Source organism: Brakhagea slesvicensis, from assembly GCF_052161625.1.
GTDB lineage: Bacteria > Planctomycetota > Planctomycetia > Pirellulales > Pirellulaceae > JBKCUI01.
Genome location: NZ_CP197412.1, coordinates 3,406,352 through 3,424,427, shown reverse-complemented (window position 1 = coordinate 3,424,427; position 18,076 = coordinate 3,406,352). Strand labels below are relative to the sequence as shown.

General features: G+C 55.7%; 12 protein-coding genes. 5 read left to right on the top strand and 7 right to left on the bottom strand.

All coding sequences use genetic code 11. From position 1 onward, the window contains the following. Positions 1–201 precede the first annotated feature (201 nt). The 3 genes from SH467x_RS12950 (at position 202) to SH467x_RS12940 (ending at position 4,585) form a co-directional block, all read left to right on the top strand. Positions 202–1,797, top strand: coding sequence for an MFS transporter (locus SH467x_RS12950; protein WP_482367532.1), 1,596 nt, complete (start codon positions 202–204; stop codon positions 1,795–1,797). 116 nt (positions 1,798–1,913) lie between these two features. Then, entirely contained in the window at positions 1,914–2,762 is an 849-nt protein-coding gene (locus SH467x_RS12945; protein ID WP_482367531.1) for a hypothetical protein, read from the top strand. Positions 2,763–2,893: 131 nt separating this feature from the next. Continuing rightward, positions 2,894–4,585 (top strand): glutamine--tRNA ligase/YqeY domain fusion protein, encoded by a 1,692-nt coding sequence (locus SH467x_RS12940; RefSeq protein ID WP_482367530.1) that lies wholly within the window; start codon positions 2,894–2,896, stop codon positions 4,583–4,585. 113 nt (positions 4,586–4,698) lie between these two features. On the opposite strand, the gene SH467x_RS12935 is transcribed toward SH467x_RS12940, so the two are convergent. The 3 genes from SH467x_RS12935 to fliW form a co-directional block, all read right to left on the bottom strand. Further along, on the bottom strand, positions 4,699–7,677 hold the full coding sequence (locus SH467x_RS12935) for a PVC-type heme-binding CxxCH protein (RefSeq protein WP_482367529.1): 2,979 nt from the start codon (positions 7,675–7,677) through the stop codon (positions 4,699–4,701). A 17-nt stretch (positions 7,678–7,694) separates the two neighbouring features. Continuing rightward, a complete protein-coding gene (locus tag SH467x_RS12930; protein WP_482367528.1) occupies positions 7,695–8,108 on the bottom strand; it encodes a Dabb family protein in 414 nt (137 codons plus the stop codon). Positions 8,109–8,206: 98 nt separating this feature from the next. Continuing rightward, on the bottom strand, positions 8,207–8,650 hold the full coding sequence (gene fliW, locus SH467x_RS12925; RefSeq protein ID WP_482367527.1) for a flagellar assembly protein FliW: 444 nt from the start codon (positions 8,648–8,650) through the stop codon (positions 8,207–8,209). A 155-nt stretch (positions 8,651–8,805) separates the two neighbouring features. Here fliW and prfB point away from each other — a divergent pair. Continuing rightward, positions 8,806–9,916 (top strand): peptide chain release factor 2 gene (gene prfB / locus SH467x_RS12920; protein WP_482367526.1). Its coding sequence is split into 2 segments (ribosomal slippage): positions 8,806–8,877 and positions 8,879–9,916, totalling 1,110 coding nucleotides; the frame shifts between segments, so codons are not numbered across the junction. Position 9,917: 1 nt separating this feature from the next. Continuing rightward, positions 9,918–10,502 carry a hypothetical protein gene (locus tag SH467x_RS12915; protein WP_482367525.1) on the top strand — a complete coding sequence of 195 codons (585 nt, stop codon included), beginning with the start codon at positions 9,918–9,920 and terminating at the stop codon, positions 10,500–10,502. 8 nt (positions 10,503–10,510) lie between these two features. Here SH467x_RS12915 and SH467x_RS12910 read toward each other — a convergent pair whose 3' ends face one another. The 4 genes from SH467x_RS12910 to SH467x_RS12895 all read right to left on the bottom strand — a co-directional run bounded on the left by SH467x_RS12910 (position 10,511) and on the right by SH467x_RS12895 (position 17,977). Next, positions 10,511–11,785, bottom strand: coding sequence for a M14 family zinc carboxypeptidase (locus tag SH467x_RS12910; RefSeq protein WP_482367524.1), 1,275 nt, complete (start codon positions 11,783–11,785; stop codon positions 10,511–10,513). A 100-nt stretch (positions 11,786–11,885) separates the two neighbouring features. Continuing rightward, a complete protein-coding gene (locus SH467x_RS12905; protein WP_482367523.1) occupies positions 11,886–14,015 on the bottom strand; it encodes a hypothetical protein in 2,130 nt (709 codons plus the stop codon). A 30-nt stretch (positions 14,016–14,045) separates the two neighbouring features. Further along, on the bottom strand, positions 14,046–16,532 hold the full coding sequence (locus SH467x_RS12900) for a DUF1553 domain-containing protein (RefSeq protein WP_482367522.1): 2,487 nt from the start codon (positions 16,530–16,532) through the stop codon (positions 14,046–14,048). 101 nt (positions 16,533–16,633) lie between these two features. Then, complete coding sequence (locus tag SH467x_RS12895) at positions 16,634–17,977, bottom strand: DUF1501 domain-containing protein (protein WP_482367521.1); 1,344 nt, start codon at positions 17,975–17,977, stop codon at positions 16,634–16,636. Between the last annotated feature and the right edge of the window lie 99 nt (positions 17,978–18,076).

Here is an 18,076-nt window from a genome sequence, read left to right as displayed (position 1 = left end):
AGCCAGAAGAGGTTTATCGATCTGCCGCCGATCGCTTGGGGGAATTTGCGCAACCTCAAAGCCCGCCTATGGTAGCGGAACGCTGCTTGGCCGATTACACTTCGACATCGCACGGCGTCCTTTGCAAGCGAACGTCGCTTCGGAGCTACCACGCCGGATTCCATCTCCATCGTAACCTCTCCAAGTCAGAGTTTGACACACATGAGCCAATCTCACTCACAAGATCCGGGGGCCGCCGTCGCTCCCAATGCCCATCGACTGCTATGGGCCGGTTTTATGGCTATCCTCGCCGCAGGTGTGGGGTTCGCAATTCGAGGAGGGATTCTCGATAACTGGGGAAAGGAATTCGGATTCAATGCCACGGAATTAGGTGCGATCGGCGGCGCAGGCTTCTCCGGTTTTTGCTTTGGCATCATCGTCGGTGGTGTGATCGTTGACAAAATCGGCTACGGAAAGCTTGTCGCGATCGCTCTGCTCGGACACATTCTTTCCGCCTTCGTCACCTTCGCAGCATCCACACCCGAAAATGCATACAACTTCCTGTTCTGGGGGATGTTTATTTTCGCGTATGCAAACGGAACATTGGAGGCCGTCGCCAACCCGTTGGTCGCTACGGTATTCCCAAACAATAGAACCCACTACTTGAATATCCTGCACGCGAGTTGGCCCGCAGGGATGATTCTCGGTACCGCTGCTGGCTGGGTGCTCGATGACCAGTTGCAATGGAATTGGAAACTTCAACTTGCACTCTATCTGGTCCCCACGGTGCTCTATGCGCTGATGTTCCTAGGTCAGAAGTTTCCTAAGTCGGAGGCAGCAGCCAGCGGCAGCAGCTTTGTCGAAATGTATCGTTCCGTTGGGATTCTTGGGTCGCTCGTCGCATGCTATCTCCTCGCGTTGTTTTTCGGCGATATTCTGAAGGGATTTATCGGCGACAACGCTGCCTACGTGGGTTACGGCATCGGTGGGGTATTGCTCATCGCAGTTGCAGTGATGACGAAGTTTTCATTTGGATCCTTCCTCTTGTTTGTTCTATTTGTCACCCACGCGCTGGTCGGCTCGGTCGAGCTTGGAACGGACAGCTGGATTCAAAACATCACCGGTAACTTGTTTACTTCCGAGCAAGGAAAATATCTGTTCCTGTGGACATCGGCGATCATGTTCGGACTTCGATTCTGTGCCCATTGGATTGAGAACACACTCAAGCTTTCACCAATCGGCTTACTGCTGGTATGCTCTATTATCGCTTGCATTGGCTTGACCCTAGCGAGCGGTATGCAGACATTCACCATGGCGCTGGTTGCACTCGGAATCTATGCGGTTGGGAAGACGTTTTTCTGGCCGACTATGCTCGCAGTTGTCGGGGACCGATTCCCGCAAACGGGTGCTGTGGCAATGTCGATCATGGGTGGTATCGGTATGCTCTCGGCAGGGCTGATCGGTGGACCTGGCCTCGGTTACAGCAAAGACCGTTTTGCATCGGAAGAACTTCGCCGAGTGAATCCCGAATTGGCCGAGAAATACAAGTCCGATAAGCCGAGTACTTTCTTGAATATCAAAGCCACTGAGGTTTACGGCCTTAATGGAAAGATGTTGGCAGAGGCAAAAGAAGCTACCGAAAAGACCGATGAGCAAAAGGCCGTTGTAGCGGCCGATCAAGTCGGTGATCGAGCTACTCTCAAGGCGGATTCAATTATCCCCGCCGTAATGGCCGTGATCTATTTGGTCCTGCTTCTCTACTTCAAGTCGATCGGTGGATACAAGGTGCTTGGCATGAAAGAAGCCGAAGCCCACTAGGCCTTAATTCCATCGAGATCTGTAAAAACCAAGTTAAATTCAAAAGCCAGAGCGGTAAAATGCTCTGGCTTTTATTGTTTACCCAAGCGGCGGCTCACCTACTGCGGAGATAAGAAATGTTGGATCGCGAAGAGTTCGTCGAGCAAGCTTATTTCTTCGGAGTCCTGTACGAACGGCTTGGGCAAGACAACACACTGCAAGAGTTGCTCGAGCAAGGCCGGTTTGAAGTCTTGGCCACGACCAAGCTGCCCATGGCCATCGAATTCCTCTCGAATGAACTGAAACACTCCGGCACCATCGCGCCGGCCATGAGGAAGATCAGCCACTACTTCACACCGTTCCAACGCTATATCGTCGAGCAGTCCGAAACCGACCGAGGTCGATTGGATTTCAAAACCGCGCTCCTGATCCTGAAACACGAAGCGGACTACCGAAGCCGTTCCGATAACCGACAAGGCTTCTTTCTTTACCAATTCGAAACCCTCTGCCGCAATCGCTTGAACTATGACTTGGGCCTCAAGGCGATGAGCGAAGACCCACTCTATACCCCCGAGTGGAAGGAATGGATCTTGATCGTTCGCAAGCAGCTGGGGTTCGTCGATATCGCCGACTTGGTCTACGGCAGGAGCCAGGAGTTTGTGAAATATCGAAAGCGGCATCTAGGAGAAGACGCCGAGGCGGAGTACCCGATTCTTTTCGGAGAACGGGAAGGAAAGATCGCATTCGCCAATCGTCGCAAGGACCCATTGTTCTTGTTCGCCGCCATGCAACGGCACCTCGCCTACCCCCCCGTCCCCAAACGGGAGATCCGAGAAGACGCTTTGGAAATGATCCCGCAAATGCATCGACGGATCGAGCGACTGGAACAACGGATCAAGCTGATGGAAGAGGAGCAGCGGCACGGAATCGATATCACCAAGTTCTACGCGAGCCACCGCCCCGCCCCCCTCGACGAAATCGAGTAACCCCCAAGTAGCAGCCGTTTTCCAAACGCCACCAACTTTGGAAATGCCATTGGGGAGTTATCGGGGATGCTGCATAATGACGGCAGGAACGGGAGCCTCTCGATTTCTTGCCAACCGAAAGAAACACCGCTGTGAACGATCAGACTCCGAACGAAACCAGTAAGAACTTCATCGAGATTGAGATTGAAAAGGACTTCGCCACGAAACCTGCCTTGGCAGGTAAACAGGTAGCCACGCGTTTCCCCCCCGAGCCGAACGGCTATTTGCACATCGGTCACGCAAAAAGTATCTGCCTCAACTTTGGACTTGCCCGCACCTACGGAGGGACTTGCAACCTCCGCTTCGACGATACGAATCCGACGAAAGAAAACGACGAATACGTTCAATCCATCATGGAAGATGTCCGATGGCTTGGATTCCAGTGGGATGCCTTGTACTACGCCTCGGATTACTTTGAACAGCTCTACCAATGGGCGGTGCAATTGATCCGCGACGGTAAAGCGTTCGTCTGCGACCTTCAAAGCGAGCAGATGCGGGAGTACCGCGGGACATTGACCGAACCGGGAAAGAATAGCCCCTTCCGCGATCGTACGGTCGAGGAAAATCTCGATCTGTTCCAACGAATGAAAGCGGGTGAGTTTCCCGATGGCGCCCGTACCTTGCGGGCCAAGATCGATATGGCGGCGCACAATCTGAACTTGCGCGACCCCGTCATGTATCGCATCATGCACGCCCACCACCATCGAACGGGTGACAAGTGGTGCATTTACCCCATGTACGATTGGGCACACGGCCAAAGCGATTCGATCGAAGGGATCACCCACTCCATTTGCACGTTGGAATTCGAAAACCATCGCCCTCTCTACGACTGGTTCTGCCAGTCGCTCGGCATCTATCATCCTCGCCAAATGGAATTCGCTCGGATGAATTTGTCCTACACCGTCATGAGCAAACGCAAGCTGTTGCAGTTGGTGACTGAAAAACATGTCGAGGGATGGGATGATCCTCGCATGCCGACCATCAGCGGTTTGCGTCGACGTGGCTATACACCAGAAAGCCTACACCTCTTCTGCGAGCGTATCGGCGTGGCCCGATTCAATAGCACCATCGACGTGATCGTGCTCGAGAGCAGCGTTCGAGATCATTTGAACTCCATCGCCAGCCGCTACATGGCGATTTTGGACCCGATCAAAGTTGTGATTACCAATTACCCCGACTCCATCGAGTTCTTGGATGCGGTAAACAATCCCGAAGACGAGTCCGCCGGCTCGCGACAATTACCCTTCTCGAAGGAGCTTTACATCGAGCGCGAAGACTTTATGGAAAACCCACCCTCGAAGTTCTTTCGACTCAAACCGGGCGGAGAGGTGCGATTGCGATACGCCTATATCATCCGCTGCGACGAGGTCATCAAAGACGAGGCGGGGAACATCGTCGAGCTTCGGTGCACCTACGATCCCGAAACCAAAAGCGGATCGCCGACCGCTAGCGAACGCAAGGTGAAGGGAACGATCCACTGGGTCTCCGCCAGCCATGCGGCCTCGGTCACGGTTCGTCTCTACGACCGGCTATTCCTCAATGAAAACCCTGAGGATGTTCCCGCTGGAAAGACCTTCTTGGACAATATCAACCCCGAGAGCGTGCGATCTGTGCAAGCCTTCGTGGAACCCGAACTGGCAGCTCAAGCCCCCGGCACGCGCGTTCAGTTCGAACGAAACGGCTACTATTGTGTCGACACCAAAGATTCTCAACCGGGACAGCCCGTCTTCAATCGCATCGTGACCCTCAAGGATACTTGGGCCAAGATCGCGGCGAAGAAATAAACCGGAAAGAAACCGGGGCTGCCGCACTGCGGCGAATCGCGCAGGGAAAACCGGACATGAGCTCGCACGCGTGCGCGTCCGGTTATCACCGTTGCGACTTAGCCGCGTCTATCTCATCGCTCCGTCCCGGGCCCGGGAACTTGCGTCGGGTGCATGAGGTAGGCGAGCAGATCGCGCTGCTGCTCCCAGCTGAGGTTTTGCAAGATGCCGTCCGGCATGGGGGAGAGCGATGTCAGTTTTTCTTCTTCGATGTCGGACAAAGCGATCGTCTCGAGCGAGGTTGGTGTTTGTATCATCACCGATTGCGCGTTGCGACGAACCACAAGCCCGCTAACGGTTCGGCCATCCTCTGTTCGGATCAATGTCATCCGGTAATCCTTCCCTACGACCGCGCTCGGCTCCACAATATTCTCGAGCAGATAGTCCAAACTCATGCGTTGGGCACCTGTTAAATCAGGACCAACGGCTGCACCGATGCCGTACAGTTTGTGACACTGTGAGCATTGCTGCTCGAACAAGGCTCGACCTCGCGACAGATCGGTTTTCTCGCGTTCTGTTTCCGTCCATCGCGTGCGAAAATCCTCGATCCACTTCGTTCTCTCTTGGTTGGTCTCGCGCAGCCCACCCCAGACCTTTTCCAATTGCTTCGCGAGCGATTCATCCTCGAGCGCGAGAATCTGCCTAGCTTGAAAGGGTTGCAGATCCGAGGACGACACGGGGCCACTCTTGTCTTCCATCACTTGCAGCAAGGCCTTTGCATAGCTCTTGCGCGATACTAGGACTTCGATCACCTTGCTTCGGTCTTCGGGCTGGAATCGTTTCAGCTTCCGAGCCAATCGAACGCCGATGTCTTCGTCGTCGAACTTGGCAAAACCTGCTAGTGCGGTGCCGTTCAGAATGCGGGTGTCAAGTACTTTTTCACAGAGCTCCAGCACTGCGGATCGATCGGCGGAGTTATCGGAGGATCCGTTCGCATCGATGATCGATGCGAGGGCTTGCTGCCGCATCTTCATCTCCGCTTTTCCGTCCAAGACCACGCTTCGAAGTTCGTCGAGAGCTTTTCCGCTACCGAAGATGACACTCAGCTCACGGAACTCGTTGACAAACGTTCCATCGCGGTCGCTCGCTACCAACCGATCCCAACTCGGAGGGGCAGCCACCTTCCTCAAGCCACGGAACGCATCCCTCCATCCCTGGAGCAGCACATCCTTGTCCCCCGGTTCGCGGTGAAGGGCCATGGCGCATAGTTGTTCGACATTCTGAGGATGGTCCTCGACTCCTTCTGCGATACTGCGGATCACCCATCGTTGCAGCTTGCGCCAACGGGTTTCAAAAGCGAGCGTAAGGAGTGCATCGGGGGACTGTTCCGCGACTGGGACCAGGCCGAACCAAACCAACCCAGGCAGATCCCGATCGTTCGCAAACTCATCACGAGCAGCGATTCGCGAAGCCAATTCGATCCGGCGGTCGACTGGCAAGCGTTGTAGAGTCGAAGCCAGGGTCGACAGCACGAGCCCGGAGGAATCTTTCGACAGCCCCAGCAACTTCGGAAGAACCGTATTCACTTCCTCAGGATAAACCGCATCGGGTTTGGGTCCGAGGATCGTGTCGAGCGGCCATCGATCGGTCAGAAGACGAATACCCCAAACGCGGACGCTCTCATCGGGGTGCTCCAAGCAGGCCAATAGTTCTGATTGCGATAGCTCTCCTCCGCGATAGGACCGCCACAGCTTTTGCAGGAAGCCATCGCCCGCAGCGCATGCGGGTTTGGCAAAGGAAACCGAAGAGGAGGCAGTTTTTCGAACCGAGGCGTTAGCACGCTCCGATTCCATGGCGATACGGAAAATCCGTCCGCTGGTGCGATGGACGCCCGTGGAATCATGGCACTCCCCAGTATCGCTCCAATCGATGACATACAGCGCCCCATCCGGACCGAACTGCAAATCCAGACCGCGAAAGAAAGGATCGGCGGCGACCAGAAAATCGGGTTCATGCCGCCCGACAAATCCAGCCCCCGTTCGCTCCAATCGCTCGACGTTCGCACGGCGTCCGTGCATGTTGAGCGTAAAGAGTTTGTGACGGTACTCGTCAGGCCATCGCGAATCCAAACATATCGCTGCACCAATGTGAGCATGCCCTCCTCCCAGATCATTCGCCTTGCCATCTCGACTGTCCGACCAAGAGGTCCCCGTGTCAAAGTGGTAGTGATCAGCGATCATGTCCAATCGTTCGTAGACGCGAGGATTCATGCTCTCGCCAAACGACTCCTTCAAATGGGAGCCTGGCATCAAATGCCACAAGTGACCGATCACCGTGTTGATAAAGAAGAGCTCACCCTTCGCGTCCCAATCGTGTCCCCATGGATTCGTGGTGCCATGGCAGAGGCCTTCGAACACCTTGGTTTCTGGGGAGTACCGCCAGATCCCACCATCGATTGGAATTCGTTGTGTCAACGGTGTCCCAGGTCTACCGACCTTGCCCGGGCAAGAGTGGCCGCACCGACCATAGAGCCATCCGTCCGGTCCCCATTTGAGTCCGTTGGCAAAGTTATGGTAATTGTCTTGAGCGACCTCAAAGCCATCTAAGACGACTTGAGCAGGCCCGTCGGCAACGCCATTTTCATCGGTATCGGGCACGAACAGGAGTTGCGGTGGACACATCAACCATACGCCACCCCGTCCCACTTCCACGCTTGTCAGCATCTGAACGTTGTCGACAAAGACGCGTCGGCTTTCGGCTCGTCCATCTCCGTCCAAGTCTTGAAAAATCAAGACACGATCGCGGAGGGACAGGTCGAATCGGACTCCACGCTCGGAATAGGTGTAGTTTTCCGCCACCCATAATCGCCCCTTGGTATCCCAAGTCATCGCGATGGGATTTTGTACGTCAGGTTCCGAAGCGAAGACCGATGCGCGAAAACCGGGGGGAAGCTTCATCCCCTCGGCCGCTGCGTCCGCACCCATGGGAAGCGCGTCGCGATCCCGTTCGCTGTTGTAGACTTCGGGAAACGAATCGGTCTGTGCTGGACATACCGTCGCACTGCAGAAAAGACCGACGATGCAGCATGCTGCACGAAGGGGAAGGCTTGTCATGGATCGAACTCGCGAAGCTAGTCTTGGGCCCAGTAGTCGATGACTTGTACTTTGTCCAAGTGAGGCTTGAGGACTTCTACGAACTCTTTGTGCTTGGGGTGTGGAAGATAGGCGTCGCGGTCCTTCTCGCTTTTGAAGGTCACGAGAAAGCAGTGGGTGAATCCATTCGCGAGGCCTTCGGGGCTGTTGTCGGTTCCATGTTCGAACGCAGCCACTTCAGGGATCGATTTTTTGAGCGAACGGAAAGCGTCGACGACCTCCTGCACATCCTCTTTGCTGCTTGTCTCTTTGAACTTGAATAGGACGACGTGGCGCAACATGCGATTCGATTTTTCTTGCGCGAGAGTGATGGGGAGGACCGAGGCGAAGGCAGCCAAGCAGAGGAGAGAAAGGAGCGTGACCAGCCAGGGAGCTTGTGTGCGCGGTTGCATGGGGCGGAGTTCCTCACGAAAAAGGGGACAGCCAATGCGGGGCGAACGCCCGCAGGGTCCCGTGAGGATAACAGCGCACAGGGGGCGATTCCAGCCCCTTAAGCAGCGCGCTGGGTGGACTGGATCTCGATAAGCCCGAGCGGGAAGGCAAGCGGCTGATTGTCCGTTACCGTCGCTTGGATGGCCAAGTGCCGAGTGGCATTCAGCAGAATCGGGCTTTTGAGGTTGGCGGTCAGGTTATTGCCATTCTTGCTCACCACGCACAGGAAGTAGAGCAGATCATCCGAATGGAGATTAAGAGTGGCCAGGTCCCGCTTGTGCACATGTGCCTTGTAGTCGGGTAGATAGCGTCGCGGGCTAACAACCGGAAGAGCGACATTTGCCAGTGCCACCGATTGTAGCCAAGCGACTTGGCTGTCATCGTCGGTGGACAGGAGGATCCAGTGCCGACAAGTCTCGAAACCGACCAAACCATGCGGCATCAGCAACATGTCCGAGTGATTGATTTCAATCTTTCCGAAACGTGACGATTGGATTTGCATGGCAACACCGTGTATCGAATTTCGTCCTTTTTGTTACAATCGTTTGAATCGGCAGATGCAGGGTCGAAGCGTGAACACAATTCCAGCATCTGCTCTTTTTTTCTTGAGCCATTTTCCACGTCATTTTGCAAATTCCTGCAACCGAAGCTTCTTGAATGAGTGACAGCAATCTTTCGAAACGGATCGAAGACATCCGCGTGAGGCTCGCCCCGTTGCGAGACGGTCTTTGACTACGCGGGAAAAACGTTGGAGATTGCCTCGCTTGAGGAGACGATGGTCCGCCCTGATTTCTGGGACCAATCCGATAAGGCACAGCTAGTTGTTCAAAAGCTGAAATCGCTCAAAGGGGTGGTCGAACCCCTCAAACACGCGATCGCGGCTTGCAATGATCTTGCGGAACTGGTGGAAATGCTGGAGGAGGACCCGGGTGCCGAGGAAGAGGTGACGACGGAACTGGAGCAGCTCGAGAGCTCGGTGGACCAGTTGGAACTGCAGGCCTTGCTCAATGGTCCGAACGATAGCTGCGGCGCCATCCTCTCGGTCCACGCCCGAGAAGGTGGTCTCGACGCGAACGACTGGGCCGAAATGCTCCTCGGCATGTATGCCGCATGGGCTCAGCAAAACGGTTACAGCGCCGAGATCGTGGATCGCTCCGACAACGAAGGGGCAGGGATCACCCAAGCCACCATCATTATCCGCGGCCCTTTTGCCTACGGATACCTCAAAGGAGAAGAAGGGATCCATCGGCTCGTCCGAATCAGCCCTTATAACGCGGAAGGTAAACGGCAGACCAGTTTCGCAGCGGTCGATGTCTCCCCCGAAATCGAGGACAGTGTCGAAATCGAAATCGACGACAAAGATGTGCGCGAAGACGTGTTCCGCGCTTCAGGGGCTGGCGGCCAGCACGTCAATAAAACCAGTTCCGCGATTCGTCTGACCCACATGCCAACCGGTATTGTGGTCCAATGCCAGAACGACCGGAGTCAACACAAAAACCGCTCTCAAGCTTGGAAGATGCTTCGAGCACGGTTGGCCCGGATCGAAGAAGAGAAACGGGAAGCCGAAATGGCGGCCAAGTACCAAAACAAAACGGTCACCGGCTTCGGTTCGCAGATCCGCAACTACTTCCTGCACCCCGATCAGCGAGTAAAGGATTCTCGAACCGGATTTCAAATGGGAAGCTTCCATGCCGTCCTCGGTGGCGACATCCAAGGCTTCTTAGAAGCATTCCTCAAATACCGCATGGTAAACGCGACTGAGTCCTAACATGGCGGAATTGGCATTTGCTGACACGAAGGTCATCTACGAGTGGGACGTCGATCGATTCCGCCATCGTTTGGCCATTCGAACCCCCGATGGATGGCTCGATCTCATGGAATCGGTCGAGGGAACCAGCACGGAACCTTGGCCACCCAGCCCGCCCTGGCAACAAATCGTCCGTGAAAGCATGGGGCACCGAGGCGAAGATGTGTTGCTCGGCGTCGGACTTTCCGGAAACGGACACTGGTCCATCGCAGTTCACCCCACCAATACCGAACCAAGCCAATCCCATCCGACCACCTACCAAGGCCTCGCGTTCGATGTGGCCTGCAAAACGAGCAAACCCGCCTCACATCTCGGGTCGACTTGGAAGGTTGGACCCCTTTGGGCCGTCCCCAGCATTAGCCCCAAGGAGGTGATCTTTAGCACCCGGTCTTCAGGATCGGAAACTCAGGCTCATCTTTTTGTTATGCACGGTGCAGCGTCAGTGCGGATCGAGGGAGCGCATACGATTCTCGAGATGAAACCGAGCAGCGATCCCGGTACACCGCATACCCATCGCTGGGCCATGCGAATCGAGACGTCAACGTAGTCGTCGAATCAAGGACGATTGTCGAAATAATTCTCAAAGACAAGTGGCAACTGGTAGCCATAAGCCCGCCAGTGTTTCCCCAGCGGCCGTTCCTGCAAACCTGCGATGATGTTGCAGTTGAATTCGTGAACCACGGCATCGATGCCAAACCTCGTATGCCATCCTTCCCCCAACGTTCCTGGATTGCGGAACGAAGGCTGGGTCGAGCCTTCCGTGAACCAGGTGTAACGCCGAAGCAGAGATTCAAGGAGTTCCATGCGAGCTAGATAACGGGTTTGATCCCCTTCAGGTGGACGGCTGATATGAAGTTTGCCGTTCCCGTCGTTATGCAATTCGATCGCGAGATCAGGACGATCCCCGCGATCAATCTCCCGCTGCAGCCAGCTCTCCAACGCTTGATTCTCGGGTGATAAAACGGGATCAGCAGGATTGCCCCAATCTCGATTCAAATCCTTTCCGCGTGAATTAAAGCGAGTACGCCCACGGGCTACCCCATCCTTGTTCGCCATCGGCAAGATGGCAAAGGAGACCTTCTCCAAAATCCGCCTCGTCTCTTCATCCCTTTGAAGCAATCGCTCGACAAGTCCCTCGATAACCCAATTTCCACCCGCCTCCCACGGATGTGCTCGGGCTCGGAGAAACACGCGATGCGGTGCGGAGAGGGATCCGATCTGAACCACCTCCAAAGGCCGTCCCTCGACCGTCTTTCCAATCGTCTCGATCGACACGCCTGCGGTTTTCCGGAGTTTTTCTAAAAGCGCATCGCAATCGGAAAGACGATACGGCTCAACACGTGCTACGTAAATCGATCCATTGCGGAGAGGAATCATACCGAAGACGCGACCATCCTCGGTCGGCTTGAGCGGCAGGGATTCCCATTCTTTTCCATCTTCGGAAATGACCACGCTCAGCAACTCGCGAGCCACCGAACCGGGCAGTCCATTCCAAACATTCTCCAGGTTATTGAACTCGGTCCGAACGGTTGTCCCCGCGTTGCCGTGAACTCGAAAGTGAATATGACCTGCTGCTCGATTGGGCGAATCGCGCTCATGATCGTAGAGCAAATGGATTTGCAGTGCCCCCCTCTCATCCTGCTCGTACCACAGCGGGGAAGCGTTCTCGAAGAGCGCATCGACATAGGCGATCTTCACCTCGGCCGCTACCGAAACCGTCGCCTCGCTCTTACCCAGCTCCTGCCCCATCCCTCGGTGCGGTATCGCGCCCCCACCCAAAACAGCCCATGCCATTCCCACAACCGCCCCATATGCCTTCCAGCTTCTCATCGTTCTTGCCCCCTCGCTTCTCGCCCCTCGCCACTCGCCACTCGCCACTCGCCACTCGCTACTCGCTACTCGCTACTCGCTACTCGCTACTCGCTACTCGCTACTCTTTTGGTGGCAAGATACGAATCCTTACCGGCGCGGTGTAGAAGAAGGTCGGGAAGTCGCGCGGTGCGATTTCTTTCGCCAGTTGCTCAATTCTCATATTGGCCGCCGCAATGGCTTGATCGACCGCCCCCTTCTCCGCATCGGTGGTCGCTTTCTCTTTCTTGCTCACCAAGCGGTCGCGATACGCGACATACCGAGCATGGGACTCAGGGTGGACACTCATCTTCCAAGTCATTTCACCTTGGAAGCAGAGAACATACTCTCCAGGAGGCGTGTCCTTCGCCGTGGTCAACTCCGGCGCAACTTCTTGTCCGTTGGCAGCCAATTCGATGTCGGGCAGCGTGCATTTTGGGGGAACATACTGCCCTCGGAGAATGCATTTCGCTTCTCCACCGGCACGTCGCGCGGCGACTAGAGGAATTGCAATTTTGTCGCCTGCAGCCACCGTGAGTTCATCGGTGGTTTTGCTTTGGATGGTGATCGGCGCGAGTTCCGAGCTGGTGCGAAGCCAGAGCCCCGAGGCAATACGCGAAAGAGGTTGCCCCCGCTCGGCCGTCGCGCTTTGAAAGATCGTCGCGATCGGTACGGGTGATTCTACCACGGTATCGCCAATCTTCCCTTTAGCGATCAACTCCAAGGGGGCGACGGAATCCCCGAGTTGCTCCGATCCGCTCAACAGTAGAAATCCTTCGTTTTGTCCCGGCGCAATACGAGCGGGCAAGCACGCAATGCCGTCGGGTAGCACCCGCGGAGCGACTTCCACTTCTCCCGCAAATCCCCCCGATCGAACGATCGCGATATGCAACGCAACTTGACCGCCCCGTGGAAGCAAGCTTCCGGTCAGTCCGGCGATCGCCGGATTGTTGGTCCACGGGCTCCAGTGGGCAACGCCGTAAAAACGGGGAGCAGGTGGTCCGACTCGCAATCGAAGCGGGTGGGTACCAGGGCTTGAAATCATCGATCTCGACTGCTGATCCGACAGGCTGAGTGTTACCCGCTTTGGAGCGGATTCTCCGGGAATGGAAATAGCAACTCGCGGGTCGTACGAAAGAAGAGAAATTCCCTTCGATCCCACCGCAGGCGAATCTTCTCCCACCTGCGAAAACTTCGGTGCTTCTTTTTGTTCTAACTCAGAGAGTGAAACCGTTAGCCGGACATCGGTCGATTGCCCTAGCGAGTGCGACAGGACCTCTGCTTCCAAGGTCGTTCCAGCGGTTTGCTCCCATTGAAAAGACGTGTCTCGCGATCGGTCCAGCAGTACTTCGCAGGGAGGAGTCAGGGTGTATGGGACGTCGTGAGCGACTGCATCGAGAGAGCGCCGATCGAGGATCGGCCAAGTCGGCAGGCTTTGGATTCCAACCGAGCTGGCAGGTGCCAGAAAGGGGCTGGCGTGGAAGGGAGTTCCTGGCGTTGGGCTAAGACCGATCAGAAAGGGGAAAGACTCCCCACCTCGATAAAGATCATCACTTATTTCCACCGTCCCTCGAAACCCGCTTGGAATCGCTTTCACAATAGGCAATCGGTCCTGCCACCTCATCGACTGCACGGCAACACCCCTCTCATTGCGAACCACCAATCGAGGGAGCATCATCGAATCCAGCCCCGTGGTGATGCAAACCAGATAGGTTGGTTCACGTCCTGTTTCGATTGGAATCTGGATTCGCTCTTGCCGTCGCGCTCGACCTGCCATCCAACCACCTGGTGGAAGAGGCTCGACTACGCCCGCAGACGGGATCTGGATCACTGGGGATGAAGCGGGGACAACGGCGAAGAGACGAGGGTTCGATACTCCATATTTCCCAACGGCATGGACTTCAACGATTCCGGGAGGAACGTCCGCACCGATCGACACCTGAAAAACGCCAAACTCGCTTTGCGGCTCATCATCTCCCGGGAGCGGTCCGCCCTTTTTCAGCTCGGCCCGGATTCCCGGATGATTGAATACCAACCGATCCACGTCCTGCGTGTTGCGACCGATCACACGAAACTCGATGGCCCCTCCTGCGACAGCCGCATGGGGCGAGATCGCATCCAACGCAATGCGAGGGGGCTGGGCCTCGGACGGCCGAGTACCGAACGCTCCCAGCACAACAAGGGCGCAAATGATCGACGATAGAATTCTCACGGTGTGGAATCGCATGGTGGGTGGCATCGACTAGTGATTGAACAAAAACTCTTTGCTGTTCAACACGCTCCAAGTCAAATCTTCATACGCCTCCCGCAATCGGTCTTGCCGGCCGAGCAAATACTCCAGTGCAGCAGTTTGTTCAGAAGGAGTCGGTTCACGAGACAACGCGAGCAAATAGAGTTCGGAGATATTCGCCAGCCCCTTCTCGCGAATTGCCTCAGCCGGTGATTTCGCTTCGTTGGGGGGAGGGATCTCAGACCAAATCGACAATCGATTTCCTGCCGTCGACAATTTGGCATGCATCTCTTTGGAGTTCATCAAATGGAGACTTTGAGCCAAATTCGATGCGGTCGTTCGTTCGCATTCGCAGGAAGTGGCCGATTCGGGCCGGCCGAATACGGTCAAGAAATACGATTGAAAGGAAGTATCCGGGAGCTGGATCGCCCTCGTACCCGCGGGCATTCCTTCGAAGGCGGAACGGCTTGCCGTCACATCGTCGATCGCATCGAGGAGCAATTCAGCAGGCAGCCGTTTGGGGTAATAGCGAGAGTAGCAGTTCGAATCCCGAAGATTCTCAGCATTCGCATTTTCGCTTAACTGGTAGGTGCTCGAATTGCAGATGGTCCGAATCAGTTGTTTCAAATCGAATTTCGATTGGATCAATTCGTTCGCGAGCGCATCCATCAATTCGGGGTTGGAGGGTGGATTGGTGACGCGCAAATCGTCTTCGGGTTCCACCAGTGCGCGTCCGAAGAAATGTTTCCAGTATCGATTCGCGACCGATTTCGCGAAGAACGGATTGTCCTTTTCCGTCATCCAATCGGCGAACGCCTCCCGCGGGTCCGCATCGGGCTGCAGTTGAAGGGGAGGTGCATCGAGCCCCGAGGCAGGCAAAGCCTGCCCCGATTTCGGATGCTTGGCCGACACATCTCCCAATCGTGATACGAAACGAGGCTCCTGCGGGCCTAGCCCCTCCCGTCGCTCCACCTTCGAGAAAAAGGCAGCCATCTGGAAGTAATCTTGCTGACCCCATTTTTCATAAGGGTGGTGGTGGCAGCGGGCACATTGCATGCGCTGCCCCAGAAAGAGCTGAGCGGCATCTTCGATGCGCGATTCAGTATTGTTGACTTGTCGATACCAGATCACGGCCGGGTCGACTTGCGGTGAGCCCGATGCCGTGAGGAGCTCGCGAACGAACTGACTATAGGGTTTGTTGGATCGGAAACTATCCACGAGCCAATCGTGAAAAGCGAAGGCGCCATAGCGAGTATCTTCGCCCGTATGTCGATTGCGCAGGATCGCAGACCATTTGCCCGCGAAATGATACGCGTAGTCGTCGCTCTCGAGCAGCCTATCGATAATCTGCGCACGCGGCACTCCTTGGCTTGTTCGAATCTCTTCCACGGTTGGCAAGCGACCAGCAATATCAAGCGTTACCCGTCGCAAAAACGTTGCGTCATCGCACGGATCGGAAGGGGGAATCCCGAGCGCTCGCAGTTTGGCAAACACGGCGGTGTCGAGCGAGTTTCTTTCTTCGGGCCAGCGATCGATGGGAGTCCCCAAAGGAATACTAGCCCGAAACACGGCCACCTTTCCTTGGTACCGAGCCATGATGGATACCTCACCTGCCATGTCGCGGAGCTGTACAAGCCCGGTAGCGGACACCTCTGCCATATCGAGGTTGTTCGACTCATACTGGACGGTTCGCGAGATGTCTTCTTTTTGACCGTCCACATAGGTCGCGATCACGGAAAGTTGCTGGCTCGCACCTCGCTGCAATCGACTGGCAGCAGGAATGACTTCGATCGAAGCCACCTTCTTCTCGTTTTCGTCGCCATAAGGCATCGCTTGCGAGATCCATCGCCTCAAAATGCGGTACTCATGCGAATCGATTTCCATCCTCTGCCCACCACCGTGAGGAACCGTCCCTACCGATTTTTGCAACAACAGACTCGAATCGGGGGAAGCGGGGAACAACCGACGGCCTCGCGACTCGCGAACCAAATGCTCGAAGTCTTCGCGAGGCTCAAATCCGAGCAAAGAAAGCCGGAAACCATTTTGCCCCGCTAGCTTTCCATGACACCCACCGCCGTTGCACCCGTACTTGGTGAAAATGGGAACGACTTGATTCGCAAAATTGATCAACGGCTCTTCATCGGGAAAAGCGACGGTGATTGGAATGGAATGGGAGATTCCATCGGCCGATCGCGCCCCGATCGTTCCGTTGCCCGATTGTTGAGGCACGAACAAGCCGGTTGCATCGATTCTCCCAAGCTCGGCAGGGGTGACTTCCCATTGGACGTCGCGCGTCGCATCGACTTTTTCCCCGGTTGCCAAGCTTCTGTCGACCAAAAGCTGAAATCGCGAATCGCGGCTCCGGAGCTCGATCCGATCCTGTTGAATGCGAAGCGTTTCGTTAGCTCGCGAGGACGCGGAAAAGCCGAGGAGTGCCAAGGCGAATAGGCCTGCGAGGCGAGACCAGGCCAAGGCAACTCGGAGGGCTCGAGGTTTCATAGGATCACGATGGTGAGGGGGAGTTAGGTGGGGATCAGAGCAGGGCCATCGAAGCAGTCGAGCCTCGACGGGACCATGCGTTCGGGTAGGAAACTCGAGGGCTAAATCAATTCTTTGATCGGGTCGTGATCCACCAAGAATTGGGGACGTCCTGTCGGATCTGCAATGGTGGTCGCTGCGGTATTGATCCCCAGATTGTGGTAGAGAGTCGCGATGATCTCCTGCATGTGGACGGGACGGAGGGCCGCGTATTCCCCGAGCCGATTGGTGGCCCCGATCGCTTGCCCGGTTCGCATGCCTCCGCCAGCCAAGAATGCGCTGCTGACTTGTGCCCAGTGATCGCGTCCACCTTCATTGTTGATCTTGGGAGTGCGTCCGAATTCCCCCCAAACCACGACGGTCACATCGTCTAGCATTCCACGGTCATGGAGATCGTCGATGAGGGCGCTCAAACACTGATCGAGTTTACTGCCGTGGTCGCGAACCAAATCAAAATTCTTGCCGTGCGAGTCCCAGCGACCGTAACTCAGACTGACGACTCTCACCCCCGCTTCGATAAGGCGCCGAGCGAGCAACAAATGATCGTTGCAAGTCGGTGCACCATCGTACTGGTACTTGTAAGGCTTTCCGTCGCCGTATCGTTCTAACGTTTTGGCGTCTTCTTTCGTCAAATCCAATGCGTCGAGCAGTTTGCTGCTGGTGAGCACATCGAGAGCCCGCTGTTCGAACGCGTCCATGCCAGCCATGATGCCACTGGTGTCGATATCGCGTCGCATGGTGTCCAAGCTCGTCAGCAATCGGCGGCGATCTTGCAAACGATCCATGGAGATGCTGTTCAGTTTCATGTTCTCCATACCGGGCCCATCCGGTTTGAAAGCGCTAAATGCAGCACCTAGGAACCCGGCTTCACCGGAATTGGACCAAGGCATGTGCTGGGTCTTTTGGGCCAATCCAACGAATGGAGGAACCGCTGCATCGACCGGCCCATGCAGTTTGGAAACGGCGGAGCCGATGGAGGGGCGACCGCCGAGCGCTCTGAGATCATCAGGGAACCATCCGCTCATACACTGATGGGATTCATGACGATCTTTGCACCCGACAACCGATCGGATCACGACCGATTTGTCCATCCGCGCGGCGATTTTCGGAAAGACTTCGCAAATCTGAATGCCTGGAACGTTGGTCGCAATCGGACTGAACTCTCCGCGGATTTCAGCAGGCGCTTCGGTTTTGATCTCCCACATATCTTGATGAGGAGGGCCGCCCCCCAAAAAGATATTGATCAAGCCCTTATGGGAACTCTTTCGCCCGGCTTGCTCATCGGCTCGGAGTAGGTTGGCGAGCGAAAAGCCTCCCATGCCAAATCCCAAACTGCCAATGGAAAGAAAGCTGCGGCGAGAGAGACCACTGCATAACGACGTCGGACGACCTAGAAAGTCAAGCATGATCGATTCGTGGAGTGGGAAGGATGTGGCGGGAAGGTGGGTGGGGAGCACGTCCCTCGGACAGGATGACGCACCAGAACCATTATCGACTGGCATCGG

What these genes read in the sequence shown, in the direction of transcription:
- SH467x_RS12915 (WP_482367525.1), top strand. Translation starts at nt 9,918, where the DNA reads ATGGCGGAATTGGCATTTGCTGACACGAAGGTCATCTACGAGTGGGAC.
- SH467x_RS12900 (WP_482367522.1), bottom strand. Translation starts at nt 16,532, where the DNA reads ATGAAACCTCGAGCCCTCCGAGTTGCCTTGGCCTGGTCTCGCCTCGCA.
- SH467x_RS12935 (WP_482367529.1), bottom strand. Translation starts at nt 7,677, where the DNA reads ATGACAAGCCTTCCCCTTCGTGCAGCATGCTGCATCGTCGGTCTTTTC.
- SH467x_RS12950 (WP_482367532.1), top strand. Translation starts at nt 202, where the DNA reads ATGAGCCAATCTCACTCACAAGATCCGGGGGCCGCCGTCGCTCCCAAT.
- SH467x_RS12930 (WP_482367528.1), bottom strand. Translation starts at nt 8,108, where the DNA reads ATGCAACCGCGCACACAAGCTCCCTGGCTGGTCACGCTCCTTTCTCTC.
- fliW (WP_482367527.1), bottom strand. Translation starts at nt 8,650, where the DNA reads ATGCAAATCCAATCGTCACGTTTCGGAAAGATTGAAATCAATCACTCG.
- SH467x_RS12895 (WP_482367521.1), bottom strand. Translation starts at nt 17,977, where the DNA reads ATGCTTGACTTTCTAGGTCGTCCGACGTCGTTATGCAGTGGTCTCTCT.
- SH467x_RS12910 (WP_482367524.1), bottom strand. Translation starts at nt 11,785, where the DNA reads ATGAGAAGCTGGAAGGCATATGGGGCGGTTGTGGGAATGGCATGGGCT.
- SH467x_RS12945 (WP_482367531.1), top strand. Translation starts at nt 1,914, where the DNA reads ATGTTGGATCGCGAAGAGTTCGTCGAGCAAGCTTATTTCTTCGGAGTC.